22 protein-coding genes and 7 tRNA genes are annotated in these 24,173 nt (G+C 46.6%); 25 read left to right on the top strand and 4 right to left on the bottom strand.

Annotation, left to right across the window (positions count from 1 at the left end; genetic code table 11):
• The first annotated feature begins 179 nt into the window (after positions 1-179).
• Both J3A84_RS11350 and J3A84_RS11345 read left to right on the top strand, forming a co-directional pair.
• Positions 180-1,466, top strand: coding sequence for an adenylosuccinate synthase (locus J3A84_RS11350; protein WP_207600144.1), 1,287 nt, complete (start codon positions 180-182; stop codon positions 1,464-1,466).
• A 112-nt stretch (positions 1,467-1,578) separates the two neighbouring features.
• Positions 1,579-2,370 (top strand): alpha/beta hydrolase, encoded by a 792-nt coding sequence (locus J3A84_RS11345; protein WP_207600143.1) that lies wholly within the window; start codon positions 1,579-1,581, stop codon positions 2,368-2,370.
• Positions 2,371-2,428: 58 nt separating this feature from the next.
• Here J3A84_RS11345 and J3A84_RS11340 read toward each other — a convergent pair whose 3' ends face one another.
• Positions 2,429-3,679, bottom strand: coding sequence for a BaiN/RdsA family NAD(P)/FAD-dependent oxidoreductase (locus J3A84_RS11340; RefSeq protein ID WP_207600142.1), 1,251 nt, complete (start codon positions 3,677-3,679; stop codon positions 2,429-2,431).
• A 178-nt stretch (positions 3,680-3,857) separates the two neighbouring features.
• On the opposite strand from J3A84_RS11340, the gene J3A84_RS11335 reads away from it, so the two are divergent.
• The 8 genes from J3A84_RS11335 (at position 3,858) to J3A84_RS11300 (ending at position 4,954) form a co-directional block, all read left to right on the top strand.
• Positions 3,858-4,235, top strand: a complete 378-nt coding sequence (locus tag J3A84_RS11335) for a CoA-binding protein (protein ID WP_242694175.1) — start codon at positions 3,858-3,860, stop codon at positions 4,233-4,235.
• Between the two features lie 126 nt (positions 4,236-4,361).
• A tRNA-Glu gene (locus J3A84_RS11330) sits at positions 4,362-4,436 on the top strand.
• A gap of 16 nt (positions 4,437-4,452) precedes the next feature.
• Positions 4,453-4,528: transfer RNA gene (locus tag J3A84_RS11325), tRNA-Val, on the top strand.
• Between the two features lie 6 nt (positions 4,529-4,534).
• A tRNA-Asp gene (locus J3A84_RS11320) sits at positions 4,535-4,611 on the top strand.
• Between the two features lie 16 nt (positions 4,612-4,627).
• Positions 4,628-4,702, top strand: a tRNA-Glu gene (locus J3A84_RS11315).
• A gap of 16 nt (positions 4,703-4,718) precedes the next feature.
• Positions 4,719-4,794: transfer RNA gene (locus J3A84_RS11310), tRNA-Val, on the top strand.
• A gap of 5 nt (positions 4,795-4,799) precedes the next feature.
• A tRNA-Asp gene (locus tag J3A84_RS11305) sits at positions 4,800-4,876 on the top strand.
• A gap of 3 nt (positions 4,877-4,879) precedes the next feature.
• Positions 4,880-4,954 (top strand) — tRNA-Thr (locus tag J3A84_RS11300).
• Positions 4,955-5,204: 250 nt separating this feature from the next.
• Here the strand turns inward: J3A84_RS11300 and J3A84_RS11295 are convergent.
• The 3 genes from J3A84_RS11295 to J3A84_RS11285 form a co-directional block, all read right to left on the bottom strand.
• Positions 5,205-6,194: an ATP-binding protein gene (locus J3A84_RS11295; protein WP_207600141.1), complete on the bottom strand. Its 990-nt coding sequence runs from the start codon at positions 6,192-6,194 to the stop codon at positions 5,205-5,207.
• Positions 6,191-7,192: a DnaD domain protein gene (locus tag J3A84_RS11290; protein ID WP_207600140.1), complete on the bottom strand. Its 1,002-nt coding sequence runs from the start codon at positions 7,190-7,192 to the stop codon at positions 6,191-6,193. Before J3A84_RS11290 ends, J3A84_RS11295 begins: the two co-directional genes overlap by 4 nt.
• A gap of 121 nt (positions 7,193-7,313) precedes the next feature.
• Positions 7,314-7,865, bottom strand: a complete 552-nt coding sequence (locus J3A84_RS11285; protein WP_207600139.1) for a hypothetical protein — start codon at positions 7,863-7,865, stop codon at positions 7,314-7,316.
• A gap of 359 nt (positions 7,866-8,224) precedes the next feature.
• Here J3A84_RS11285 and J3A84_RS11280 point away from each other — a divergent pair, with 359 nt between their 5' ends.
• From J3A84_RS11280 to J3A84_RS11210, 15 genes are all read left to right on the top strand, one after another.
• Positions 8,225-9,484, top strand: a complete 1,260-nt coding sequence (locus J3A84_RS11280; RefSeq protein WP_207600138.1) for a UDP-N-acetylglucosamine 1-carboxyvinyltransferase — start codon at positions 8,225-8,227, stop codon at positions 9,482-9,484.
• An 11-nt stretch (positions 9,485-9,495) separates the two neighbouring features.
• On the top strand, positions 9,496-10,284 hold the full coding sequence (locus J3A84_RS11275; RefSeq protein WP_207600137.1) for an MBL fold metallo-hydrolase: 789 nt from the start codon (positions 9,496-9,498) through the stop codon (positions 10,282-10,284).
• A 1-nt stretch (position 10,285) separates the two neighbouring features.
• Complete coding sequence (locus J3A84_RS11270; RefSeq protein ID WP_207600136.1) at positions 10,286-10,471, top strand: CxxH/CxxC protein; 186 nt, start codon at positions 10,286-10,288, stop codon at positions 10,469-10,471.
• A gap of 39 nt (positions 10,472-10,510) precedes the next feature.
• The gene (locus tag J3A84_RS11265) at positions 10,511-11,014 is read left to right on the top strand and encodes an SEC-C metal-binding domain-containing protein (protein WP_207600135.1); all 504 of its coding nucleotides are present in this window, start codon (positions 10,511-10,513) and stop codon (positions 11,012-11,014) included.
• A 177-nt stretch (positions 11,015-11,191) separates the two neighbouring features.
• Entirely contained in the window at positions 11,192-11,815 is a 624-nt protein-coding gene (locus J3A84_RS11260) for a hypothetical protein (protein ID WP_207600134.1), read from the top strand.
• Positions 11,796-12,251 (top strand): 23S rRNA (pseudouridine(1915)-N(3))-methyltransferase RlmH, encoded by a 456-nt coding sequence (locus J3A84_RS11255; RefSeq protein ID WP_207600133.1) that lies wholly within the window; start codon positions 11,796-11,798, stop codon positions 12,249-12,251. Before J3A84_RS11260 ends, J3A84_RS11255 begins: the two co-directional genes overlap by 20 nt.
• Before the next feature lie 34 nt (positions 12,252-12,285).
• Positions 12,286-14,331, top strand: a complete 2,046-nt coding sequence (locus J3A84_RS11250; RefSeq protein ID WP_207600132.1) for an LTA synthase family protein — start codon at positions 12,286-12,288, stop codon at positions 14,329-14,331.
• Positions 14,332-14,516: 185 nt separating this feature from the next.
• The gene (locus J3A84_RS11245; RefSeq protein ID WP_207600131.1) at positions 14,517-15,473 is read left to right on the top strand and encodes an NAD(P)H-dependent glycerol-3-phosphate dehydrogenase; all 957 of its coding nucleotides are present in this window, start codon (positions 14,517-14,519) and stop codon (positions 15,471-15,473) included.
• A gap of 282 nt (positions 15,474-15,755) precedes the next feature.
• Positions 15,756-17,468, top strand: a complete 1,713-nt coding sequence (locus tag J3A84_RS11240) for an FMN-binding protein (RefSeq protein WP_207600130.1) — start codon at positions 15,756-15,758, stop codon at positions 17,466-17,468.
• Between the two features lie 194 nt (positions 17,469-17,662).
• Positions 17,663-18,415, top strand: a complete 753-nt coding sequence (locus J3A84_RS11235) for a hypothetical protein (RefSeq protein WP_207600129.1) — start codon at positions 17,663-17,665, stop codon at positions 18,413-18,415.
• A 98-nt stretch (positions 18,416-18,513) separates the two neighbouring features.
• Positions 18,514-19,500, top strand: a complete 987-nt coding sequence (locus tag J3A84_RS11230) for a tetratricopeptide repeat protein (protein ID WP_207600128.1) — start codon at positions 18,514-18,516, stop codon at positions 19,498-19,500.
• A 139-nt stretch (positions 19,501-19,639) separates the two neighbouring features.
• Entirely contained in the window at positions 19,640-20,323 is a 684-nt protein-coding gene (locus J3A84_RS11225) for a YjjG family noncanonical pyrimidine nucleotidase (RefSeq protein ID WP_207600127.1), read from the top strand.
• A 349-nt stretch (positions 20,324-20,672) separates the two neighbouring features.
• Entirely contained in the window at positions 20,673-21,629 is a 957-nt protein-coding gene (locus tag J3A84_RS11220; protein ID WP_207600126.1) for a TAXI family TRAP transporter solute-binding subunit, read from the top strand.
• A 1-nt stretch (position 21,630) separates the two neighbouring features.
• A complete protein-coding gene (locus J3A84_RS11215) occupies positions 21,631-22,092 on the top strand; it encodes a DUF1850 domain-containing protein (RefSeq protein WP_207600125.1) in 462 nt (153 codons plus the stop codon).
• Between the two features lie 17 nt (positions 22,093-22,109).
• The gene (locus J3A84_RS11210; RefSeq protein ID WP_207600124.1) at positions 22,110-24,050 is read left to right on the top strand and encodes a TRAP transporter permease; all 1,941 of its coding nucleotides are present in this window, start codon (positions 22,110-22,112) and stop codon (positions 24,048-24,050) included.
• Positions 24,051-24,173 lie beyond the last annotated feature (123 nt).

The following is a 24,173-nucleotide window of genomic DNA, read 5'->3' as shown; positions in this document are numbered from 1 at the left end:
AAAAATGAAGAGGAAGTATAACCGGAACCCATAAGAAACCTGTACATTCCCACTAAATACAGATGATAATATTCGTGTAGATGCAAGCGTTCCGAATGAGTCAGATGATAAAAATAAAATTGATGTTAACGTACGTTTCTGTTAAGATAAGACTGTTAATTTGTATCGGAGGTAATCTTATGTCAACTTTAGTTATATTAGGCGCTCAGTGGGGAGACGAAGGGAAAGGTAAAATCACCGACTATCTGGCGGAAACCGCAGAAGTGGTGGTGCGATTCCAAGGTGGAAACAATGCCGGTCATACAGTGGAAGTAGGAGAAAAACAGTATAAGCTTCATCTGATTCCTTCAGGAATCATACACGGGAAAAAACTCAATATCATCGGAAACGGTGTGGTGCTGGACCCGACTGCGTTCTTCAAGGAAGTGGAGTATCTCGAGGACACAGGTCTTACAATCACTGCGGACAATCTCATCGTCAGCGATCGAGCCAACGTGATCATGCCCTACCATAAAGTGCTGGATCAGCTGAAGGAAAAGGCAAGAGGAAAGAATGACATAGGAACCACAGGAAAGGGAATCGGACCGGCTTACACGGATAAGGTGGAAAGATCGGGAATCAGGGTATGTGACCTGATGCATCCTGAAGTCCTGAAAGAAAAAATCGAGCTGAATCTGGAAGAGAAGAACAGATATATCACGAAGGTTCTAGGCGGAGAGGCCATGGATCCGGAGGAAGTCTACAACACCTACAAAGCCCTTGGTGAAAGACTGAAGCCTTTTGTGAGAGACACATCAGTGGTTCTATATGAAGAGATGAAAAAGAAGAAGAAGGTTCTCTTTGAAGGAGCACAGGGTATGCTTCTTGATATCGACTATGGAACCTATCCCTTCGTCACATCATCCAATACAACCGCTGGAGGGGTGGCAGCAGGATCAGGAATCGGTCCCAATACCATCGAAAAGGCTGTAGGTGTCACCAAGGCCTATACCACCAGAGTGGGAAAAGGACCTTTTCCCACAGAACTGGAAAATGAAACCGGAGAATGGATCAGAGAAAAGGGTCATGAATATGGGACCACCACAGGAAGAAGCAGAAGATGCGGATGGCTGGACCTGGTCATCGTGAAGACCTCCATCCGAGTGTCAGGGCTCACATCACTGGTACTGACCAAGATCGATACCCTGGCAGGTCTTGAGAAAATCAAAGTCTGTGTGGGTTATCGCCTTGGAGATGAGCTCATCGACTACGTGCCTGCAAGCCTTGCGGACCTGGCTTTGTGCAAGCCGGTCTATGAGGAATTTGACGGCTGGGATGATTCTGTTTCAAAAGCCACAAGTTATGAGGAAATGCCTCTTAATGCGCGAAAGTATATCGAAAGAATCGAAGAACTTCTTGAAATCAGGTGTTCCATCATTTCAGTGGGGCCTAGAAGAGATCAGACCTTCCAGAAAGACGATCTATAGCATGAAACCGTACCGATGCGAAATCAGCAGTGAATTTCGCATCGGTATTTTCCTTATCCTGAGTCTCCCTCTGGCTGATATAATGGAAGAAACAGAAGATGGAGGAATGGAGATGAAAAGAGAAAATATTATAGTAAAAATGCATGATGGTTCTTCGCGCAAGATCAGAGTCGCATTGCCGACAGAGATGAAGCCTTTTGAAATGTATCCGGTCTTGTATCTTTTCGACGGGCAGAACGTGTTTGACAAGAAGGATTCCTTCGCTGGCGTCATATGGGATGTGGAGAAGGCAGCGGATCGGCTGGTTCGCGCAAAAATCATAAAGCCTATGATCTTTGTCGCCATAGACAATGCAGGGGATAAACGGCTGGACGAGTATGGTCCCTGGCCCTTTGAAGATGAACGATACAGCTCTCTGGGGCAGGGAGGAGAGTTTGCAGCCTATTTTGCGGAGAAAATCATACCACTGGTAGAAGACAGATATCCTATCTCGAGGCGGAGAGAGGACAGAGCTCTTGCTGGAAGCTCCATGGGTGGTCTCATGACCGCCTACATGGGCACAAAGTATCCGGAGCTGTTCTCCGCACTGGGGGTATTCTCCCTGGCATCCTGGGTGTCGGAAAAGCCTTTCCTTACGATGCTCCATGAGGAAGGTAATTTCAGGGACATGAGATTTTTTCTTCAGGTGGGAACGGAGGAGAGCCGTGACGAAGAAACGGGAAAAGTGGATATAGAAGACTCCCAGATCTATGTGAACAATACACTGAACTATCTCAGAGCACTTCTTGAAAGAGGAGCGGAGTACAGAAGAATCAGCCTCAATATCGCTGTGGGGAAAACACATAATGAAGCAGTCTGGGCAGATTTCATGCCCCGGTTTCTCCAATGGCTGAGTGAAAAATGATACAAAAAATGGAGGCTGAGATCATCTTCTCAGTCTCCATTTTACATCTGTCGATTTTCTACCGACCCTCCATCTGACCTGTCAGAGCCTTCATGACGGTTCCGGCGGTGGACCAGGCCCATTGGAGGTTGAATCCCCCGCAGGCGCCCAGAACGTCCAGTACCTCACCTGTGAGGTACAGATTCGGCACCTTAAGAGATTCCAGTGTATGTCGGACTTCCCTGGTATCCACCCCACCATAGGTTCCCTGGGCCATGTTGAATCCCTGGGTTCCGGTCACTGGGAAGGACCACTCCTTAAGCAGCTGGGCCAGCTTTATCAGATGAATAGGATCCACTTCACCAATCACGGTGGAAGGTCGATCCAGTCCGGATTCTCTCAGAAGAACCGGGATGAGTTTAGAAGGAAGAAGACTTTTGAACACATCCATGGCGGACCGATAGCTGAATAATGCGGCATGATTCAGTATGATCTCCTTGACCTCCTCAGGGCTTTTTTCCGGGAAGAAATCCAGTGTGAGAAGGAGCTCTTTTCCGTTCTCTAGATGAGGATGAAGGAATCTGGAAAGCTGCAGAATGGGAGGGCCTGATATTCCGTAATCTGTGAAGAGAAGCTCGCCTTCTTCTTTCCTAAGGATAGCATCATTCATGCTAAGGACTGCGGACCCGCTTATTTTCACGCCACTCAGTGCACGCAGAGCGGGATGGGAAAGCTTCATCTGTACGAGAGAGGGCATGGGGGTGATCACGTGATGGCCAAGCCCACGGAGAATCTTATACATGGAGCCGTCGGATCCGGTTCCAGGGGCAGCCATACCACCGGAGCTTATGACCAGTTTGTCGCATTCATATTGTGACATTGTCGTTGTAACAAGAAAGGTTTTGCCCTTTTTTCGGACATTCGTGACTTTTTCATTGAGCTTCAGAGGCACGCCTTTTTCTTCCAGTGAGAGCCGTAGAAGATCCACCACAGAGGAGGACTGAAGAGAGTAAGGATACATCTTATGGTCATCCAGTGTAGTCAGGTTCAGGCCCAGGCTCGAAAAATAGCGCAAGGTATCTTCAAGGTCATAAGTCCGAAGGGGAGAAAAATCGTAGGAATCGTTGTCGCTGGTGTACATATCGCTGATTCTATCCATGACCGTTTCATTGGTGATATTACATCGTCCATTTCCGGTCGTCAGCAGTTTCTTCAGAATCCGATCCTTCGCTTCCAGAAGAAGGATGTCTTTACCATAGTCGGCCAGAAGAAGAGAAAGATAGACACCGGAAGCTCCAGCACCCACAATGATGATTTCATGTTTTTCCATATCGATACCTCATTTGAATTTCTTATTCATCATTATAATATAACTGAAGGGAAATGTCTTTCCGGTTACTTTGTTTGGTCTATATTACCTAAAGTATGGAAATCTGAAACCGTTAAGGCTATAATTAATGTACAGGTCTGTAAATGTTTTCTGACATTTTAGTTAGGAGGAATAAATTTTGGATGCAAGTAAATTGATGGAATATAAGAACTGGGTCGTCGCTGGTGATGTACATAATCAGACGAAGTATGCTGGAAGAATCTACAACAAACTGATCAAGAGAGGGTATAACGTAGTAGGTATGCATCCTCTGGATGAGAAAGAAGATGTGATCAACTCCTTCAGCGAGCTAAGTGATCGGGAAGAAAAGTTTGAAGTGCTGAATCTTGTGATCAATCCAAGAAGAGGTCTTGAAATCGTGAAGGATGCCCATGCATACGGAATCAAAATGATCATGGCTCAACCAGGAGCGAGAAGTCATGAGATCAGAGAGTTTTGTGAAAACAACGGCATGGAATATGTGGAAGGCTGCACCCTGGTGGAACTGAGCTATTAGGAAGAACCCGAAACTTTTTTACAAAAAAATGTTGACAGTCTGTTAAATGTTAGGTATTATAGTCTTTGTCAGGTTAACACCCAAGCTAATTCTGACCTAAATGAATAAGGAAATTAATGGCGATATGGCCCCTTGGTCAAGCGGTTAAGACACCACCCTTTCACGGTGGTATCAGGGGTTCGAGTCCCCTAGGGGTCACCATTTATTCATGTATTACGGGAGCATAGCTCAGCTGGGAGAGCATCTGCCTTACAAGCAGAGGGTCACAGGTTCGATCCCTGTTGTTCCCACCATTACATGGCCCAGTGGCTCAGTTGGTTAGAGTGCCGGCCTGTCACGCCGGAGGTCGAGGGTTCGAGTCCCTTCTGGGTCGCCATTTCAATTTAACTTAAGGCCCCTTGGTCAAGCGGTTAAGACACCACCCTTTCACGGTGGTATCAGGGGTTCGAGTCCCCTAGGGGTCACCATTTTTTTTTAAGGTATGGGAGCATAGCTCAGCTGGGAGAGCATCTGCCTTACAAGCAGAGGGTCACAGGTTCGATCCCTGTTGTTCCCACCATACATGGCCCAGTGGCTCAGTTGGTTAGAGTGCCGGCCTGTCACGCCGGAGGTCGAGGGTTCGAGTCCCTTCTGGGTCGCCACTTGCTGGTGTGGCTCAATGGTAGAGCAGCTGATTTGTAATCAGCAGGTTGATGGTTCGATTCCGTTCACCAGCTCCAGTAGAAACTCACTTTTATAGTGAGTTTTTTTTATTGCTTAAAAACGGATCTGGTCTTGATTTCAACAAGAACCTGTGACCAATCTGTGGAAAACCTGGGACTTATACCCGAGTTATCCACAAACAGGTGTATGATTTCATGAAAAAAGAGCAGAGCTTTGTGGATAACTTTTCGTGAACCTGCTGCAGAAATAGACCAGAATCCGATAGTGAAATTGAAGAAAGAAGTTCAAAAGGAAGAAAGCCCGGGGTCAACCCCAGGCTTTCTTTGTTCTTTCATGATTCTTTTTGATTCTGAGATCCTGCCCCAGGAACTTATAGAGGTTGAAGTCCCCTACAAGGCGGGAATAGATTCGTTCATCATACTTGTTCTTCAGATTTTCCAGTGTCAGATTTGTGGATATGATCATCTTCTTTTTTCTCAGAAGCTTTGAATTCAGGAAATTGAACAGCTCCACTTTGGAAAATTCCGTGCTGAGTTCTGTTCCCAGATCGTCTATGATGAGCAGATCGCAGTTCAGAAGAAGTTCCAGAAGCTCCACATTGTCATTAAACTTGACTTCTTTCAGATTCTGAATTAGACCATCCGCTGTACGGTAGACCACAAGAAAACCTGCATCCAGAAGCTCCTTGGCAATACAGCTGGAAAGGAAGGTCTTCCCGGTTCCGGGGCTACCATAGAACAGTAGATTACTGTCTGTGGTTTTAAAGCTGCGGATGTAACTCAGAGAAGCTTCCAGGATATTTGACATATTCTCCTTGGGCGATAAGGGATAGGAGCCCTCTTCTCTTTCATAAAGATCCAGCTTGAAATTGTCGAAGGTGTATTCTCGGATGAGATCATTGAAATCCGAGGTGCGATGATAAACATCGATGAGATTCTTCTTGTAGCAGGAACATTTATCCTGGCGGATGTATCCCGTATCCTGGCATCTGTTGCAGGTGTATTGATGTTCCAGATAGTCTAGGGGATAGCCGAGGCTGCTTAGAATTTCGAGCCTGGATGCCCTAAGTTCGGTAATTTCTCTTTTCAGCTTCGGGAATTCTTCCTGATAGTTCACATTCTTTTTGAAGTTCATCATGGCCAGTTCCATACTGAGCCGGGCAATCCGCTGCTCGATGTGCGCCAGTTCAGGCGCTTTTCGCTCCACTTCCTCTTTTCTCTTCAGTAAAGCCAGTTTCTCTCGTTCTCTTAGTTCCTCATATTTCTTCATGATGAGGCCATGGTAGCCTTTGATCATTTATCCCACCCCAATAGCTTTCTTTCAAGATCGTCATAGTCATATTCTCGCTCCGTGAAATCCTTGTTCTGGTTCTGCGTTTTTCTGGTTTTGGATTTTCGTGGCATCTTTTCGTTCTTCTCTACATCCTGAAGGGTTTTGATGTCGTCCTTCAGCCAGGATCTGAGTATTCCGTTGATATAACCCATTTCCACTTTCCCCAAGGCGTTGAAGCTGATGTCGCAGGCTTTCAGGATCATGTCTGTGGTGAAGCCATAGGTGTAGAACCATTTTTCAAGAAGATCTTCCTGAGGTTTGGGCACATCCCGGTCATTGATGCCAAGATAGGTCAGCACCTTTCTGTAATTCGACCACTTCTCTTCATGCTTTTTGATGTTCTGCTGGGCAAGTTCGGCGGTCTTGATGCCCTGACTGTCCCAGTTGATGGCCACGGTCTCGATGTATTTCATGCTGGTCTTGCCCTTCAGCACACAGTGCTGGACCATCAGTATGATCACTTCTTCTGTGAGTCCGTATCTGTCCTTGAAGTAGAGGAATTTCTCCGCTTCCGAGGAAGATAGTGGACGGCCCATGAGCATGGATATCTCCTGCAGCATGGGATGCATGGGCTCGGAAGGCTTTTCCGCTTCTTTTTCTGCAGCGGTCTCTTTCGCCTCCTGTCTCTTTGCAGGTTCCGATGCTGTAATCCTAGGATGCACCAGACTCTGGCTTTCCTTGATTTCAATGGACATGCTGCCGTGGGCATCAATGGTATGGAGGGAGAGGAGTCCCACCTGATCCCAGTACTCCAGCGCTTTCAGCACATCGGTCTCCAGAAGACCTAAAATGTCCGCAAGAAAACTGGTGGAAACACCGTCTTCTCCGACCTGTGTATAGCGAAGAAGAGTGATGTACACCTTGACGTATTCGCCCCTTGCTTTGGGCATATAATAATCCACGAAATTCGCGGATAAAGTGACGACATTTGATTTATAGGGTCTAAGCATAATGGTGCTCATGAAGTATCTCCTCGTTCCTGTGATAAGAAAATTATAACAAATAACAGCATGAAAATTCATCCCGGGACAAATTTTCTGAAACTACGGTTAAAAATGTGGGGCCTTATCGGCCCCACAGCAGTTATTTTGATATGACGTTGGGATCTTTCAGTGGTATGGTGGCTACAACGGAATCCTTTCTGAAGTTGAAGTTCTTCCAGAGCTGAAACCTGTCGACTCTGAATTTACTGCCGGCATTCTTTCTCAGTACATTCTGAAAGCTTGCCAGGTCCTTTGTGATGCCTCCGTTGAAAAGCACCAGCTGAACGGAATCCTTCGATTCGATTTCCTCTTCCTCTCGCACTTTGAATCCGTGGAGTCCAAGCATGGTATTGAAATTACGGGAGAGGCTTTTCACATATCCGAAATTGCTCACATCAAGGCCGATGGTCCTGGTACTTTCATCAAAGGACAGATTTCCTTGCACATCGATTTTGAAGTAGCGGATGGGTCTTGAGATATCAGTGATGATGTCTTCAAGCTTCGTAAGATCCGGATCTTCGATGGTTTCCAGAACAACACCGTAAAATGAGGTTTTCTTTTTCGGTTTTATTTTTTTTATGAGATTTCTGGTGGAACTTTCAATGACTTTCCCTGATTCCTTGTCCAGAAGTGCTACGAGATAGTATTTCATCTACTGCTGCCTCCGCATGTGTTTTTTTTCATTATATCATAACTTGCTTACTCTGTTGTCTATTGTCTGCTCTTCGATTAGCCGTCATCTGGTCTATTTTGTGAATGTTGGCCGGTTCTGAGGCGATGGGAATCTATCAGACACTGAAAATGCTGGCTTGCAGCGATTCAGGTATCTGCAGTAAAGATTGTAATAAATGCAAGTATACACTGGAGATTTATGATATAATATATTGTGGTAATTGCCCATGGGATGATTGAAGAGAAGGCTTGAATGTCATCAGATTTGGAAAGAACAGAAGAAGGTGCCCATGCCTCGGGAAAAGCCTGATAAGAGTATGAGTGATAAAGGTGGAATATATGGAAAAATTAATAATAATCGGTGGTCATAAATTACATGGAGAAGTGGAAATCAGCGGTGCCAAAAACGCTGCGGTTGCAATACTTCCAGCGGCGCTCATGGTGGCCAATGGAATCAGTGAAATAGAAAACATACCAGACATTGACGATGTGCACTGTCTGGAAAGAATCATAGAATCTGTAGGTGGGAAAATCGTGAAAAACGGGACCACCTATTCCGTCGACTGCACAGGAGATCTGAAAGTCGTGGCGGATACGGAAGATGTGAGAAAGATGAGAGCGTCCTACTACCTGGTGGGCGCACTGCTCGGCAGATACAAAAGTGCAAAGGTGGAACTACCTGGAGGATGCGCCATCGGCGTCAGACCTATGGACCAGCACATCAAGGGATTTGAAGCGCTTGGGGCAAAAGTGACCATGGACCATGGCTCCATCACAGCCAAAGCGGAGAGACTCATCGGAGCGAACATCTTTTTCGATGTGGTCTCAGTGGGCGCGACCATCAATGTGATGCTGGCAGCGACCCTTGCAGAAGGACAGACAGTCCTTGAAAATGTGGCCAGAGAGCCTCATGTGGTGGATGTGGCAAACTTCCTCAACACCATGGGTGCAGACATCAAGGGAGCGGGTACCGATGTGATCCGAATCAATGGCGTCAAGGAACTGAAGGGCTGCACATACAGTGTGATTCCCGACCAGATCGAAGCGGGAACCTACATGATTGCCGCTGCAGCCTGTGGTGGTGAAGTGACCATCAAGAACATCATTCCCAAGCATATGGAATCCATTTCGGCAAAACTGGAGGAAATGGGGGTAATCATAAAGGAATACGATGACAGTCTGGTGATCCAATCAGATCCGGAGAATCTCAAGTCCTGTAATGTGAAGACCTCTCCTTATCCTGGATTCCCAACAGATGTGCAGCAGCCCATGGGTGTACTCATGAGTATCGCCAAGGGAAGAAGCATCATCAATGAAAGCATCTGGGAATCCAGATTCAAGCACATGGATGAACTGAAGAAAATGGGCGCCTGTGTCCTTGTGGAAGGAAGAACGGCAATCATCGAAGGCGTGGAAAAACTGTCCGGTGCCAATGTCAGAGCTACGGATCTGAGAGCGGGTGCGGCCATGGTCATTGCTGGACTGATTGCAGAAGGAAAGACGGAAATCAGCGACGTGGAGCATATCTATAGAGGATATCCGAATATTGAACAGAAGTTCAGAGAGCTGGGTGCTGAAATTTCCGTCGAAAAGTGCTAGGAAGTGTAAATATGATTTTTTGCTCATTGTACAGCGGTTCCAGCGGAAACAGTATTTTCATCGGTTCGGATAAAACGAAGATACTTGTGGATGCGGGACTGACTGGGAAAAGTATCATCAGTGCGCTTGAAAATATCGGGGAGGATCCCACGGAGCTGAACGGCATTCTGATCACCCATGAACATAGTGATCATGTGAAAGGCGCAGGTATTCTTTCCAGAAAATTTGACCTTCCGATCTATGCAAATGAGAAAACATGGGTGGCCATGGAGAAATGTCTGGGCAAGATCAGACCTCATAATGTGAAGATTGTGGAGAAGGAGTTCACCATACAGGATATGGAGATCTCCTCTTTCAGAGTACCCCATGATGCGGTTGCCTGTAGAGGGTACACCGTCACTCAGGGTGGAAAGAAAATAAGCATCGCCACAGACATCGGTGTGTTCACGGAAGAAATCAGAAACAGCATTCTAGAGTCCGATCTGGTGCTTCTGGAAAGCAATCACGATATTGAGATGCTGAAATTCGGTCCCTATCCCTATGATCTGAAAAGAAGAGTACTGAGTGAGGTCGGACATCTCTCCAATGTGGATGCCGGAAAAGCCGCGCTGGAAATACTGAAATACGGAAAAAAGAAAATCGTCCTGGGTCATCTATCCGGAACCAATAATGTTCCGGAACTTGCTTTCAAAACCGTGGAGAACATCTTCCTGGAAGAGAAGCTGTCCATAGGTCCCGGGCAGGATGTGGATCTTGCACTGGCAAGCAGAATCAGACCCTCCAGTTATACGGAGGTGTAACATGAAGATATTTTACAGCTGCCTTGAAGATTATGACATGGCCATAGATGATTTCATATTAGAATATGAAACCTTTCCTCTAATAGAAAAGGATGAAAAGCATATATGTGACTACTGCAAAGAAAGCTCTGCCTATCGTCTCCGAAAGATGGAAGATGTAGCGGATCATAGCGATGACATGGTATAATGACAAAGCATTATTACAAAGTTTGAAGGAGAATTAGACATGAATTTATACAAAAGCTGGAATGACATGGTCGTAGACTATGTGAAGACAAAGGGAGAGAAAGCATTCTGGGAGGAATACTCCAAGGTGGAAGGCGGAATCTACAGAAAGATTCTGGACAATCCATATGAGAAATTCACTTATAGAATCAGTGATCTTGCAAAAGAGATGAAGACAACAGATGAATTCGTCATGGGATTCACAGATGGAGTCAATGATTCTCTCAATACACAGCTGGACCTAGAAAACATCGGTGCGGATGATGAAATCACCCTGGATATCAATCTGGAGAAGCTGTATTATAATATGCTGGACGCGAAAGCGGATTATCTCTATGAGATTCCAGCCTGGGAAAACATTCTGACTGAAGAGAAAAGAGAAGAGATTCAGAAGGAACTGAAGGATTCCAGAACCGTAAGAAATGAGAATAAGATTGGAAGAAACGATCCGTGTCCATGCGGAAGCGGCAAGAAGTACAAAAAGTGCTGTGGCAAGGTTTCTTAGTTCCTATATGAATGAGTAGGATTTGATTGGAAGACTTCGTGACTTATGGAACGAAGTCTTTTTTCTTTTCTTAAGTTTTTCTAAAGAAAAGCGCTTTTTTCTTTTTTGATACCAATTGAATCTTTCCGGAGCGTATTATGGTAGGTAATGATGCCAAGAGGGAGAGGAGCACATGAAATGACCATCAAGCATATACGAAATCAGGCTGTAGTGGCAGGTCTGCTCGCTCTTCTTCTGGTTTTCCTAACTGCCTGTGGAAATAATCGGGGAGAGCCGCCTGACAGTCCGTTGAATCCGGAGGGTCTCCAGGAGGAGAAAGAGACAGAAACGTACAGAGAGTTCATGAGCAGCTCTGGGAAACTCTCCATTGCTGCGACGGATCTCTGGGAAGAGGACCAGACGCTTCATGAGGAGTCGGATCTTTCCTTATATAATGAAGCGTATCAGTCCTACCTCATCACCCTTGCAGACGATAGGGAAAGATTTCCTGAGGAACTGGATCTGGATTCCTACAGTGAGCTCATCGGGACAACTGTCATGAAGGATCTGGCAGAACCGAGGATGACAGAAATTGAAACTGTGAAAATAGATAGCCTTGGAGGCAGAAGGTTCCAGGTGGAAGGGAACATCGATGGTGTTTCCGTGACCTATGCTTTCCTCATTCTGGAAAATGAGAAGGAATATATTCAGGTGATTTTATGGAGCTTCACAGAGAATATGGAAAACAATGCTGCCTATTACGACAAGATCATCGAATCTTTAGAGTGGCATGAGGTGGAAAATGACGAGAACGGAAATTGATATCATTGCGGTAGGAAAGCTCAAGGAGAACTACCTGAGAAGCGCTCAGGACAGTCTGCTTAAGGGACTGAATCACAGAGCGGGAATCAGCGTGATTGAAATAAAAGACGAAAAGACGAAAGAAGGTGCTTCGCTGAAAGAGCTGGAGCGCGTGAAGAATCTTGAAGGTAAGAGCATACTGAAGCATCTGGATGCAAGGGCTAGGATCATCGCCATGGATCTCAGAGGAAAAAAGACGAATAGCGATGCATTGAAGAAGATGCTGGCAGTCGAGCAGATGGACGGGCAGAAAATCCAGTTCATCATCGGAGGCAGTCTGGGCATTTCTGAAGAAGTGCTGGCCATGGCGCATAGGAGAATTTCCTTTGGCGACATGACTTATCCGCATCAGCTCTTCAGAGTGATGCTGCTGGAAGAACTGACCAAGTTGATCTAAGGGAGAACCCTTAATAGAAGGAGAGATAAGAGACATGAGTGAGACTAGAATGATTCGGAGAAAGAGACAGAGATACAGATCCTATCTGGAAGGGTGGAACCTTCTGCTGTTTCTGTTTGGCACTATTTTATTTATGGAACTGATTCTGAGGGTGAATACGGAGGAAATATTCTTTAATGCAGGACTTCTCTATTCCTTATTATTTTCAGGGACCGCTTCCATCCTGATCTATCTGATTGCAGGACTTTTCAAAGGAAGTGCCAGGACAGCTGTCATCAGTGCTGCACTGATCCTTCTGACACTGCTTTTTTCATCACAGCTGATTTACTATAAGATCTTCAAGACTTTCTATACAGTATACTCAGCAGGCAACGGTGCCCAGGTGCTGGAATTCATCAATGACATCTTCTTCGCCATGGGCAAGAATGCCCTCTGGCTGGTCCTTCTCTTTCTGCCGCTGATTGTATTCGCTGTACTCACGAAGAAAAGCGATGCGTCCAATTATGTATCCAGCTGGAAGGAAAGAGGCATGCTGGCACTGACCCTTGTGATCTTTTTCGGAGGAGCTCTTGCCGGGATCCATCTGGGAGACAAGGAAGTGAACTCGGCCTATGACATGTACTACAGAAACAACTATCCAGTGGCTTCTGTGAATCAGCTGGGTCTCATGACCAGCATGAGAATCGATCTTCAGAGAACCGTCTTCGGATTCGAACCTGAACTTGCGCCACCACCACTGGCAGAGGTACCGGAGGAGCCGGAAGAGCCTGAGGAGACTCCATCAGAAACTCCCGGAGAAGAGGAAACACCGGTGGAGGAGACTCCAGTGGTCTATGAAGAGAATGTGATGGATATCGATTATGAAGCCATCATCGGGGAGACTTCAAACGAGAATCTCAAAAACATGCACATCTACTACAGCACAAGAAAGCCTACCATGCAGAATGAGTATACAGGAAGGTTCAAGGATTATAACCTGATTCTCATCACGGCAGAAGGGTATTCCCATTATGCAGTGGATGAGGAAGTGACACCTACCCTGTACAAGATGCAGGAGGAAGGGTTCAAGTTCACGAACTTCTACAATCCCATCTGGGGCGTCAGCACTTCCGATGGAGAGTATGTGGCCACCACAGGTCTCATTCCCAAAAGCGGCGTATGGAGCATGTACAAATCCGGTGCCATCTCCATGCCTTTCACCATGGGAAATCAGCTGAGAAACCTTGGCTACAAGACCATGGCTTATCATAACCATACCTATGATTACTACAACCGTGACATTTCCCATCCGAATCTGGGTTACGACTATAAAGGGCTTGGCAACGGTCTGGATGTGAGAGCGACCTGGCCGGAATCGGACCTTGAGATGATGGAGCTGACCACAGAGGAATACATGAACGACGTACCCTTCCACACCTACTACATGACGGTGTCAGGCCATATGAGATATTCCTTCTCAGGAAACTTCATAGCAAGCAAGAACAAGGATCTGGTGCAGGATCTTCCCTATACGGAGGCTGGCAAGGCCTACATGGCCACCCAGATCGAGCTGGACCGAGCCATGGAGCACCTGCTTGAGAAACTGGAAGAGGCCGGTGTGGCGGACAAGACGCTCATCGCCATCAGTGCGGATCATTATCCCTACGGACTCGAGATGAATGAAATCAGCGATCTGGCCGGTCATGAGGTGGAATCAAACTTCGAGCTCTACAAATCCAGCTTCATACTCTATGCAAAGGGAATGGAGCCTGAGACCATCGACCGTCCCGTATCAAGCCTTGACATCATACCGACCATCTCCAATCTCATGGGCCTGGAATATGATTCCAGACTCATGATGGGAATCGATATGTTCTCGGACAGCGATCCGCTGGTGATCTTCAACAACAGAAGCTTCATCACGGACAAAGGAAGATACAATTCCGTGACGAAGGAGTTCACCCTGAATGAAGGTGTCACCATGACGGATGAGGAGAAGGAAGAATACCGAAAGTTCATTTCCAGTGAGATCGAGCGACAGTTCTATTACTCCGCCATGATTCTTGATACAGACTACTATTCCATCGTAGTGGATCGATAGAAGAAAACAAGAAGAGAAGATGAGGTTTATCCGCAAGAGAGCGGTTAGACCTCATCTTTCTTAAATAAGCGTGAAGGTTTCACGATCTTTTTGAACCGGGTCATGCAAGGGTCTAGAATAAAAGGTAGGCAGAATACTGTCTGTAATAAACAGCTTAATTCATTTAAGAGATTGGAGAGAGAAAGATGAAGATAAGTGTAATCGGATGCGGCAGATGGGGTTCCTTCATTGCCTGGTATCTGGATCGAAGAGAACATGAGGTGACGCTCTACGGAAGAGCATCCTCCAGCCACCTGAAGCGTTTCAGGGAGGAAAGAACCAATGGTCTCATCACGCTGCCGGAAACCGTACAGCTTGAATCTGACCTTGGAAAGGCACTGGAATCGGAAGTGATCATCATTTCTGTGAATTCCCAGGGGCTCAGAGCGCTGATGCAGGAGATTGAGCCTTTCAAAGTCAGAAACAGAACCTTTGTGCTCTGCATGAAAGGGATGGAGATCTCCACCGGAAAAAGACTCACAGAGGTGGTGGAAGAATATATGGAAGACACCTCTGCAGTTGCTGTATGGCTGGGACCCGGACATGTTCAGGAATTCTACAGAGGAATTCCCAACTGCATGGTCATTGATTCCAGGGATGAGAAGGTCAAGGAGAGGCTCATCGAATCCTTTTCCTCGGATCTCATCCGTTTTTACTATGGCAATGATCTCATCGGGAATGAAATCGGAGGAGCAACGAAGAACATCATCGGCATTGCGGCAGGAATGCTTGATGGACTGGGGCTGTCTTCGCTGAAGGGAGCGCTCATGTCCAGAGGCACCAGAGAGATTTCAAGACTCATCGAAGCCATGGGCGGAAATGTTCTTTCAGCCTATGGCCTGTGTCACCTTGGTGATTACGAGGCTACAGTCTTCTCCCAGTTCAGTCATAACAGAAAATTCGGGGAGAGCTTTGTGAGAGGAACAGAATACACTTCTCTAGCGGAAGGGTACTATACCGTGGAAGCCATCATGAAAATCTCGGAAGAGCATCATGTGGACCTGCCCATATGCAGAGCGGTCTATGATGTACTGTTTCATGGCAAGGATCCGAAAGAGACCCTGAACAGTCTCTTCGTCAGAAGTCTAAAGGAAGAATTCTGACGAGTAAGATATAGGAATAAAGAAGAGAATAGAACAAATGCTATAGGAGCTTCATGCTTAACATTGTATAATATATTTTATATCGATGTTATCTATTGAGGCTCCTATGCTTTTACAATCATGAACAAATCTTTGTCAGAAAATTGTGCGGAAATAGAGCAAAAGCCTTGAATCCTTCCGAAATAAGGTATAAGATATATGTGTTAGTTAAATGTCAAACGAAGGTTTGGCCAGTCTCACATACGGGACGGGGAGACCCAGTATCTTAATGGAGGGGAAAACATGAAAAAGATCGTATCACTATTACTCACAGCAACTATGGTTCTTGGACTTGCTGCATGCGGAAACACCGATGAAGAAACACCTGAAACTCCGGAAACACCCGGAGAGGAGGAGACGCTTACCGGTACAGGAGAAGGATACGGCGGAGAGGTGACCGTCACTGTCACCATGGATGGAGATACAATTACCAATGTCGTAGCAGAAGGTCCGGATGAAACGGATGGAGTCGGTACACCAGCACTGGAACAGCTTCCTGAGAAATTCGTGGAAGCGAACTCTGCAGATGTGGACGTCATTGCGGGCGCTACAGTCACAAGCAGAGGGCTGATCTATGCAATGAAGAACGCACTGGATCCAGATGCGAATCCATGGCCTATGGTGGAAGAGGAAGAGGATCCTTCCAATGTGGAAGCATCCGATGTAGCACTCGGTTTTGGTATTTCAAGCCTGGGCAGAAAAGGCCCCGGAGCGGATGATACGGAAACACAGGTCTGGAGCATCAATGAAGTCCTGGCCAGTGCTCTTTTCGATGGAGAAGGTAAGATCATTTATCTAAATGTAGATCAGGTTGAAGTGGCCACACCAAACTATGATGGAGAAGGAATGCCCCACCTCAGTGGATGGCCAGGACAGGGTGGATACAACATCGACGAAGACCATGATGAAAAGGTCGATGGTGTTACAGAAGATACGGAAGAGAACTTCATAGCGGAAGTGGAGCTCTGGAAGACCAAGCGTGAAAGAGGCGATGACTATAAAATGGGCATCAGCACCTGGTCCGAGCAGATGGATGCTTATGAAGAAACCTTTGTTGGAATGACTGTAGAAGAAATCGAAGAATGGTTTGAAAAATATACATCAGACAGAAATGGGCGTCCCCTGAAGGAAGGTTCCGAAGATGCGGAAGACAAGGCAAAGTATGATGCATTAAGTGCTGAAGACAAGGAAATGCTTGCAGATGTGACCACATCCGCAACCATGAGCCTCAATGACTCCCATGGAAATATCATTGAAGCCATCAGAAAAGCATATGAGAACAGAATGGGGCTTGAAATCACAGAAGCGGAAGCAGCCGGATTCGGTGTGTCCTTCATGCCAAGAATCGGACCTGGAAAAGACGACCAGGATGTGCAAGTCTACAGTCTGAATCAGGTGTTCGCCAATACCTTATTTGATGAGGAAGGCAGAGTGGTTGCCATCCATGTGGATCAGCTTGAAGTGGCTTCACCGAACTATGATGGTGCTGGAATGCCTCATTTCAGCGGATTCCCAGGTCAGGGCGGATACAACTATGATGAAGACCATGATGAGAAAGTAGACGGAAAGACCGAAGATACAGAAGAGAACTTCTTCAGTGAAATCGAATCCTGGATGACTAAGCGTGAGAGAGGCGATGACTATAAAATGGGCATCAGCACCTGGGCAGAGCAGATGGATGGTTATGAAGAAGTGTTCATAGGCAAGACTGTGGAAGAAATCGAAGAATGGTTTGACAAGTATACCTCCGACAGAAACGGACGTGCATTGAAGGACGGTTCCGAAGATGCGGAAGATAAGGCGAAGTATGACGCGCTGAGTGATGAAGAGAAAGCCATGCTTGCAGATGTTACAGCATCCGCAACGATGAGTCTCAACGATGCACATGGTGACATCATAAAAGCCATCAGAGCTTCCTTTGAAAACAGAGAAGTGATCAATCTGTCCGTAAACTAAACAGTGAAAGACAAAATCCGGATGCCTGAGGGTATCCGGATTTTCCTTGCATCATCGTAGTCTGACAGCCTTTTTCATGGGAGGTCCGGCAGTCCGATGAAGTGTGGAGATCAGAAACTTAAGAATCTATTCATGAAACCTTTCAGTGGTTATGGTACAGTAAAATAAAAGCAAGAAAGAGAGGACGATGTATTATGGGCAAATGGATCATACGGATCGTGGGTGCTCTTCTGGTGCTTGTGATTGCCGGAGGGCTTCTTCTGTATTTCACGGACAACAGATACAGTCTTTCCTACAGGAGTTACAATGCGCTTAGAAATGCTTCATCCATGGATCTCAGCTTCGAGAGCAGAATGGGTATGGGAGAGAACAGTCTGGGTATTACAGGTGATACACTCCTTGTTCTGGAGCCGAATACATCTTATACGGAAATCAGTATGAATCTGGGACCCCTCGGAAACAGAAGGATTGTGGACATCTACACGGAAGGAGAAGAGGTGTTTCATAAATACAATCTGCCTTTTCTTTCCTGGCAGGAAGGGATGCCGATTCTTCAGGAGGATTCCTTTAATCCGGCCATGTTTTCGAAGCTTCAGATGGATGTGAAACTGCTGGATCTTCTGAAATTCGTTTCCATTCTGGACAAGAATGAAGAAGAGGTGCTTCTGGAGTATTACACGACAGATTTCTTCACACCGGAAGAGTTCAAATCCATACTTGTAAGCATGCTGAAGCTCAATGAAGCGGATGTGGAAAAGTGGAACATCAGAACCTATGAAATCCGTTTTTCATTTCATAAGGAGAAGAAAGAGCTTGAGAAGTTGGCTGTGAAGTTTGATTATGAGGTTTCAGAAATGGTTCTGGATAATGAACTCATTCTGATCATCAACGAATTGAATTCTCTGGAAGAGATTCCTCTTCCGGAGGGAATCCAGGAGACTCCGTAAACGGGAGGGGAATTATATTTTGTCTGAGGGGGAACAGGTATCCATCCTGTGTGTTACAATGGAGAATAGTGAAAATAATAAGGAAATCAGGAGAAAGAATGAATATAATTTTTTGCAACATCAACTGGATGAAATATTATAACGGAGCATCAGCGAAGGACCGGCCCAAGCATGCGGGCGTGCTGGTGAAGGATCCTTCTGATGTGTTCGAGCAGAACAACTTCAGGGACTTCAACGGAAAATGCTACGGCTATGTGCGTTCAGGTGGAGACATCCTTCTGGACAGACACTTCAGAGGCGTTCCTCAGGGTGCCAAATCCATGAAGGATCTCACCATCGTCTGGTGTGCGGCGATCAGTGAGGAAGAATCCCGCATTGTCGGCTGGTACAGAGACGCCACGGCCTACAAGGAAATGATCAGTCTGCCTCTCTATGAAGATGAATATATAGATTTCAGCTTCATGGCGGATGCGGAGAACTGTGTACTGGTTCCAGAAGAAGAGCGGACCTTTGTCATCAAGACTTCCAAGTCCTCAGCACGAAGGAAAGGTGCTATCCGATCCAACATCTGGTATGCCAAGTCAGAGTATGCCCAGAGGGAGTTCATCCCAAGGGTGACGGAGTATATCGAAGACTACAGAGGTGCTTCCGACATGATGCGCATAAAGGATCTGAAAGATCAGCTGCCGGAAGAAGAAATCACAGGCTATGAAGAAGCTCTGCTGAAAGCCAGGGAGCTTTATGAGGAGGAAAACTTCAGAAAAGCGGTGCTATACTACAATGCAGCCAGGGAAATCGAGGACACCTATGATGCATCCTATGAACTGGCCAATGCCTACTTCAAATTGAACGGATATGATGAAGCTCTTGAACTGGCGGAAAAGATGATCGTTGATCATGGTGAGAAAGTGGAGCTTGTGGAGCTTGCCTTCATGGCCAGCGACATGGTTCTCGATATGGAGAAGGCGCCCAGGTACTACAGAAGACTCCAGGAGCTGGAAGGGCAGCCCCTTACGGATGAAGAGTACTATGAGTACTATAATGAGCTGCAGTCTCTTAACAGAAGCTACAAGCAGTATATCTAGCGGGAAGAGTATAGTGAGATTCAGTGGGGGAGAGATCCCTGCTGGATCTTTTAATTTGTTTTAATTCTTGCTTCACTACTTGTGCATCGCGTAGTTATGTTAGAATGAGAAGATAAAATATCATGGAGGATCAATGAATATGAAATATGAAGTACTGCTGTTTGATGCAGACGATACGCTTTTTGATTTCAAGAAAGCGGAAAGACATGCGTTTATAAAGACCATGGAGGATTACGGATATGACTACAAGGAAGAGGTGCATCTGAAATCCTATCATGAGATCAATACAGCCATCTGGAAGGAATTTGAAAGAGGAGAAATCACCCAGAAGAAACTGAAGGTGGAGCGGTTCAGAAGGTATGGAGATGCGCTGAAACTGGATTTTTCTCCAGAGGACTTTGCGGCAAAATACATGGGGCATCTATCCCATGCTTCCTTTCTCTATCCTGATTCGGAGAAGCTCCTGAAGATACTTCATGGAAAATATAAAATGGCCATCATCACCAACGGACTTACAGATGTGCAGACAAGAAGAATCAGGCAATCACCGGTCAGTCATTATTTTAAAGAAATCGTGATTTCCGAAGAGATCAGGGTGTCGAAGCCGGACCCGGAAATTTTCTCCTACACCTTGGAGAAGCTGGGGCATGAGAATCTTGAGAGAGTTCTGATGATCGGGGACAGCTTAAGCTCCGACATCAGAGGAGGAAGGGACTTCGGTGTGGATACGCTGTGGTACAATCCATGGAAGAAAGAGAACACAAGCGAAATCATACCGACATATGAAGTGGACAGTCTCATGGAGATTCTGGACCACGTGTAATTCGAATAGAACAGATAGTGGGAAAGCCGGGTGAAAACCCGGCTTTTATGCGCCTGTGAAGAGGTGATAAGGTTTACAGATATGAAAGAATTGAAATTGAAAATTTCATAAATGCATTCAGAACGAGAAAACAATAAAATGATATGAATGCCTATTTGCAATGGATGTAAGCATTTATGATTTGTTTCGCCAATTCAGTACCCGGTTAATTAAATAAATAAAATGCAGGATTTAAAATTAGATTATTCATTTTTTCGAGTTTTTCATCAAATTTGTATTGACTTTGCCTGCTCATCAATATACAATTCATTTATTATTTATTCACAAATTAAATTCGGGAGGCAATACAATGAAAAAAGGATTCATGAAAATAATGGGACTGATTCTGGCAAGTACAACCGTTCTGGCAGCGTGCGGGAACAAAGGGACAGTGGTGAAGCTGGCGACGGGTGGAAACACAGGAACCTACTATTCCTATGGAACGGCTGTCGGTCAGATTATAGGAGGAAAGGAAGACATCTCCTTTAACATCCAGTCCACCGGCGCATCAAAAGCGAATATTCAGCTCATTGATGCAGGTGAGGTGGATATGGCCATTGTGCAGAATGATGTCATGGATTATGCATACAACGGTACGGATCTGTTCATGGAGGATGGAGCCGTCACAGGATTCTCCGCCATGGCGGCCGTGTATGCGGAAGTGGTTCAGATTGTCGCAAATCCTTCATCTGGCATCACATCCATTGCGGACCTCAAGGGGAAGAGTGTTTCCGTTGGGGATGCGGGAAGCGGTGTCGAGTTCAATGCCAAGCAGATTCTGGATGCCTACGGCATCACTTTTGAGGACATCAATAAGCAGAATCTGAGCTTCTCAGCCTCAGCAGATGCCTATAAGGACGGCAAGATTGATGCCTTCTTCGCCACTGCAGGCGCACCCACCAATGCCATCATGGATCTTGTGACCAGCAAAGACATCACGATTCTGGATATTGATGATGAGGTGGCAAAGACGCTGATGGAAAGCTACCCATTCTACACCGTCTATGATATCCCAGGAGGAACCTACACGGGTGTGGAGGAGGATGTGACCACTCTGGCAGTGAAAGCGACCTTCATCGTAAGCAACGATCTGGATGAGGATACGGTCTACAGCATGACCAAGGCGCTGTTCGAGAACAAGGATGAAATCACTTCAGCCCATGCCAAGGGAAAAGAGCTCAGTGAAGCCTATGCGGTGGATGGAATCTCCATTCCATTCCACAAGGGCGCAGAAAAATACTTCAAAGAAGCGGGAGCGCTGAAATAAGATGAGAAAGAAAGTCTATCTCCTGGGAGCGCTTCTGCTTCTGGGAGGCATTCTTCTTTTTTCACTGAAGGAGAAGGAGCTTCTGATCAGAGACCAGGACACCGGAGAAATCTATGGATCCTTTGATGTGGAAGAAGGGGATGTGTTTTCCATCACCTTCATTCATTCCGTGAACAAGAGTCCGGTGACGGATCGGCTCATCATCAGAGGCCATCACCTGGATGCCTATGAGACCATCTACAGCTCCTTCGGAGCCGGTGTCCAGACGGAGCTCAGAGAGGGGGAGGAGCTGTCCTATGACAAGGATGGAAACATGGTCATTAGAGGTTTTCAGCAGTCCTATGGGTCTTTGAATCTCATCGTGGGCACGGTCAGTGATCATATCCTGACCATCCACGGAAAGGAAATCAGTCTGAGAGAACTATGCGGGAGAAACGCATCTGTAGCAATTGTAGTGAAATAGAAACGGAGAAGAGAGATATGAAGAAAAGAAAAGAGCTGAATAAAATAATGACCGATGGAGCGGCAGTGGAAGAGCTGATGGCAGAGTTTGATCGTGAGTCCAATACACGTCATTTCACGGGAACCATGAAGCATGTGATCACGGGACTTCTGGTCTTCTTCACACTGTATGTGTTCTGGATGACACTCATCGCCACACCACCCGAACAGGTCAGAAGGTCCTCCTTCATCGGGCTTCTGATTTTCATCGGATTTCTGATCTATCCCATCCGTAAAAGCCATGCGAAAAGAGTGAACAGGATTCCCTGGTATGATCTGCTCTTTGCGGTCATGGGTGGAGGCGCGTTCTTCTACTATGTATTTAATTTTGAAGCCATTGTAGCCAAAGCGGTGAACATCGGTCCCGTGGAAATCGCCATGGGGATCATCGGTACACTTCTACTGGTGGAGCTGTGCAGAAGAGTGGTAGGCCTGCCGATCCTTGTTGTGGCAGCAGGATTCGTCGCCTATGCCTTTTATTCCGGTCATTCCGTGAGAAGAATCATTCATCAGCTTTTCTATACCACGGACGGAATCATCGGAACACCTCTTGGGGTTGCAGCAACCTTCATCGTACTGTTCATCATCCTGGGTTCTTTTCTGGAGAAGACCGGTATCGGAACCTTCTTCATCGACATGGCCAACTCCATTGCCGGAGGCGCCTCAGGCGGACCTGCAAAGGTGGCGGTGATTTCCAGTGCACTGGAGGGGATGTACTCTGGAAGCTCCGTGGCCAATACCGTAGGAAGCGGCAGCGTGACCATCCCCATCATGAAGGAAACAGGATACAAGAGCGAGTTTGCAGCGGCTGTGGAAGCGGCAGCATCCACAGGCGGTCAGATCATGCCTCCGATCATGGGAGCGGCGGCGTTTCTCATGGCCGAGATGACCGATACGCCCTATGCCACCGTGGCCATGACAGCCATCCTGCCTGCGCTGCTCTATTTCTCCGGAATCTTCATGATGATCCATCTGGAAGCCAAGAAGCTGGGACTGAAGGGTCTGCCCAAGGAAAGCATTCCCAATTTCTGGAAACTGCTCTTTAAGAAAGGGTATCTGTTTCTGCCCATCGTAACCCTCATCACCTTCATGAGCATGGGACGTACGCCCGCCTATTCCGCCATCTATGCGATTCTGACGGCGGTCATCGTGAGCATGTTCAGCAAGGAGACGAGGCTTACGCCAGAGACCTTCATAGAAGCACTGGCAAACGGCGCCAAGAATACCATGGGGGTGGCCATCGCCTGCGCCATCGCGGGCATCATTGTAGGCATCGTGACCCTTACAGGCCTGGGACAGGATCTTCTCAATGTCCTCATGGGTGTTGCCGGAACCAGTAAACTCCTGGCTCTGTTCCTCACCATGATCAGCTGCATCATCCTGGGGATGGGGGTCCCCACCACAGCCAACTATGTCATTATGGCTACCATCACTGCGCCCATCGTCATGAGCATGGGTGTACCGATGCTGGCGGCGCATATGTTCGTATTCTATTTCGGCATTGTGGCAGACATCACGCCACCGGTGGCTCTGGCGGCCTATGCAGGGTCCGCCATCGCAAAGTCCAATCCCTTCAAGACAGGGGTCACGGCCACAAGACTGGCCATAACGGCCTTCATCGTGCCCTACATCTTCGCCTTCAATCCTGCTATGCTTCTCATTGATACCACAGCCCCGGAAGTGGTGAGAATCGTCCTCACCTCGCTCATCGGGATATTCGGAGTTTCAGTGGCCATGGAAGGGTTCATGCTGACGGAGATGAAAGCCTGGGAAAGAATGATCATAGGCGGTGCAGGACTCATGCTCATTGATCCGAACCTCTTGACAGACACCACCGGTATACTGGTGATCTTCACCATGGTCTATCTGCAGTGGTCAAAGTCAAAGAAACTGAAGATATCTTTGGAACAGGCTGTATAGGAAAAAGAAGGTTTCTCTCTGGAGACGACGAGAAATCTCAATCGAAAACCCGGAAAGTTTAGTGGAAGCTTAAAAAATGAACCTTTCATGTATTCTATGAAAATCAGCGATTTTAAGATGTGC

The organism is Proteiniclasticum aestuarii (assembly GCF_017368455.1).
In the GTDB taxonomy this organism is placed as follows: Bacteria; Bacillota; Clostridia; order Clostridiales; family Clostridiaceae; genus Proteiniclasticum; species Proteiniclasticum aestuarii.
The sequence above is the reverse complement of the archived record's forward strand: the minus strand, read 5'-3'. Positions and strand labels throughout refer to the sequence as shown.

What these genes read in the sequence shown, in the direction of transcription:
- J3A84_RS11350 (WP_207600144.1), top strand. Translation starts at nt 180, where the DNA reads ATGTCAACTTTAGTTATATTAGGCGCTCAGTGGGGAGACGAAGGGAAA.
- J3A84_RS11345 (WP_207600143.1), top strand. Translation starts at nt 1,579, where the DNA reads ATGAAAAGAGAAAATATTATAGTAAAAATGCATGATGGTTCTTCGCGC.
- J3A84_RS11340 (WP_207600142.1), bottom strand. Translation starts at nt 3,679, where the DNA reads ATGGAAAAACATGAAATCATCATTGTGGGTGCTGGAGCTTCCGGTGTC.
- J3A84_RS11295 (WP_207600141.1), bottom strand. Translation starts at nt 6,194, where the DNA reads ATGATCAAAGGCTACCATGGCCTCATCATGAAGAAATATGAGGAACTA.
- J3A84_RS11290 (WP_207600140.1), bottom strand. Translation starts at nt 7,192, where the DNA reads ATGAGCACCATTATGCTTAGACCCTATAAATCAAATGTCGTCACTTTA.
- J3A84_RS11285 (WP_207600139.1), bottom strand. Translation starts at nt 7,865, where the DNA reads ATGAAATACTATCTCGTAGCACTTCTGGACAAGGAATCAGGGAAAGTC.
- J3A84_RS11280 (WP_207600138.1), top strand. Translation starts at nt 8,225, where the DNA reads ATGGAAAAATTAATAATAATCGGTGGTCATAAATTACATGGAGAAGTG.
- J3A84_RS11275 (WP_207600137.1), top strand. Translation starts at nt 9,496, where the DNA reads ATGATTTTTTGCTCATTGTACAGCGGTTCCAGCGGAAACAGTATTTTC.
- J3A84_RS11270 (WP_207600136.1), top strand. Translation starts at nt 10,286, where the DNA reads ATGAAGATATTTTACAGCTGCCTTGAAGATTATGACATGGCCATAGAT.
- J3A84_RS11265 (WP_207600135.1), top strand. Translation starts at nt 10,511, where the DNA reads ATGAATTTATACAAAAGCTGGAATGACATGGTCGTAGACTATGTGAAG.
- J3A84_RS11260 (WP_207600134.1), top strand. Translation starts at nt 11,192, where the DNA reads ATGACCATCAAGCATATACGAAATCAGGCTGTAGTGGCAGGTCTGCTC.
- J3A84_RS11255 (WP_207600133.1), top strand. Translation starts at nt 11,796, where the DNA reads ATGACGAGAACGGAAATTGATATCATTGCGGTAGGAAAGCTCAAGGAG.
- J3A84_RS11250 (WP_207600132.1), top strand. Translation starts at nt 12,286, where the DNA reads ATGAGTGAGACTAGAATGATTCGGAGAAAGAGACAGAGATACAGATCC.
- J3A84_RS11245 (WP_207600131.1), top strand. Translation starts at nt 14,517, where the DNA reads ATGAAGATAAGTGTAATCGGATGCGGCAGATGGGGTTCCTTCATTGCC.
- J3A84_RS11240 (WP_207600130.1), top strand. Translation starts at nt 15,756, where the DNA reads ATGAAAAAGATCGTATCACTATTACTCACAGCAACTATGGTTCTTGGA.
- J3A84_RS11235 (WP_207600129.1), top strand. Translation starts at nt 17,663, where the DNA reads ATGGGCAAATGGATCATACGGATCGTGGGTGCTCTTCTGGTGCTTGTG.
- J3A84_RS11230 (WP_207600128.1), top strand. Translation starts at nt 18,514, where the DNA reads ATGAATATAATTTTTTGCAACATCAACTGGATGAAATATTATAACGGA.
- J3A84_RS11225 (WP_207600127.1), top strand. Translation starts at nt 19,640, where the DNA reads ATGAAATATGAAGTACTGCTGTTTGATGCAGACGATACGCTTTTTGAT.
- J3A84_RS11220 (WP_207600126.1), top strand. Translation starts at nt 20,673, where the DNA reads ATGAAAAAAGGATTCATGAAAATAATGGGACTGATTCTGGCAAGTACA.
- J3A84_RS11215 (WP_207600125.1), top strand. Translation starts at nt 21,631, where the DNA reads ATGAGAAAGAAAGTCTATCTCCTGGGAGCGCTTCTGCTTCTGGGAGGC.
- J3A84_RS11210 (WP_207600124.1), top strand. Translation starts at nt 22,110, where the DNA reads ATGAAGAAAAGAAAAGAGCTGAATAAAATAATGACCGATGGAGCGGCA.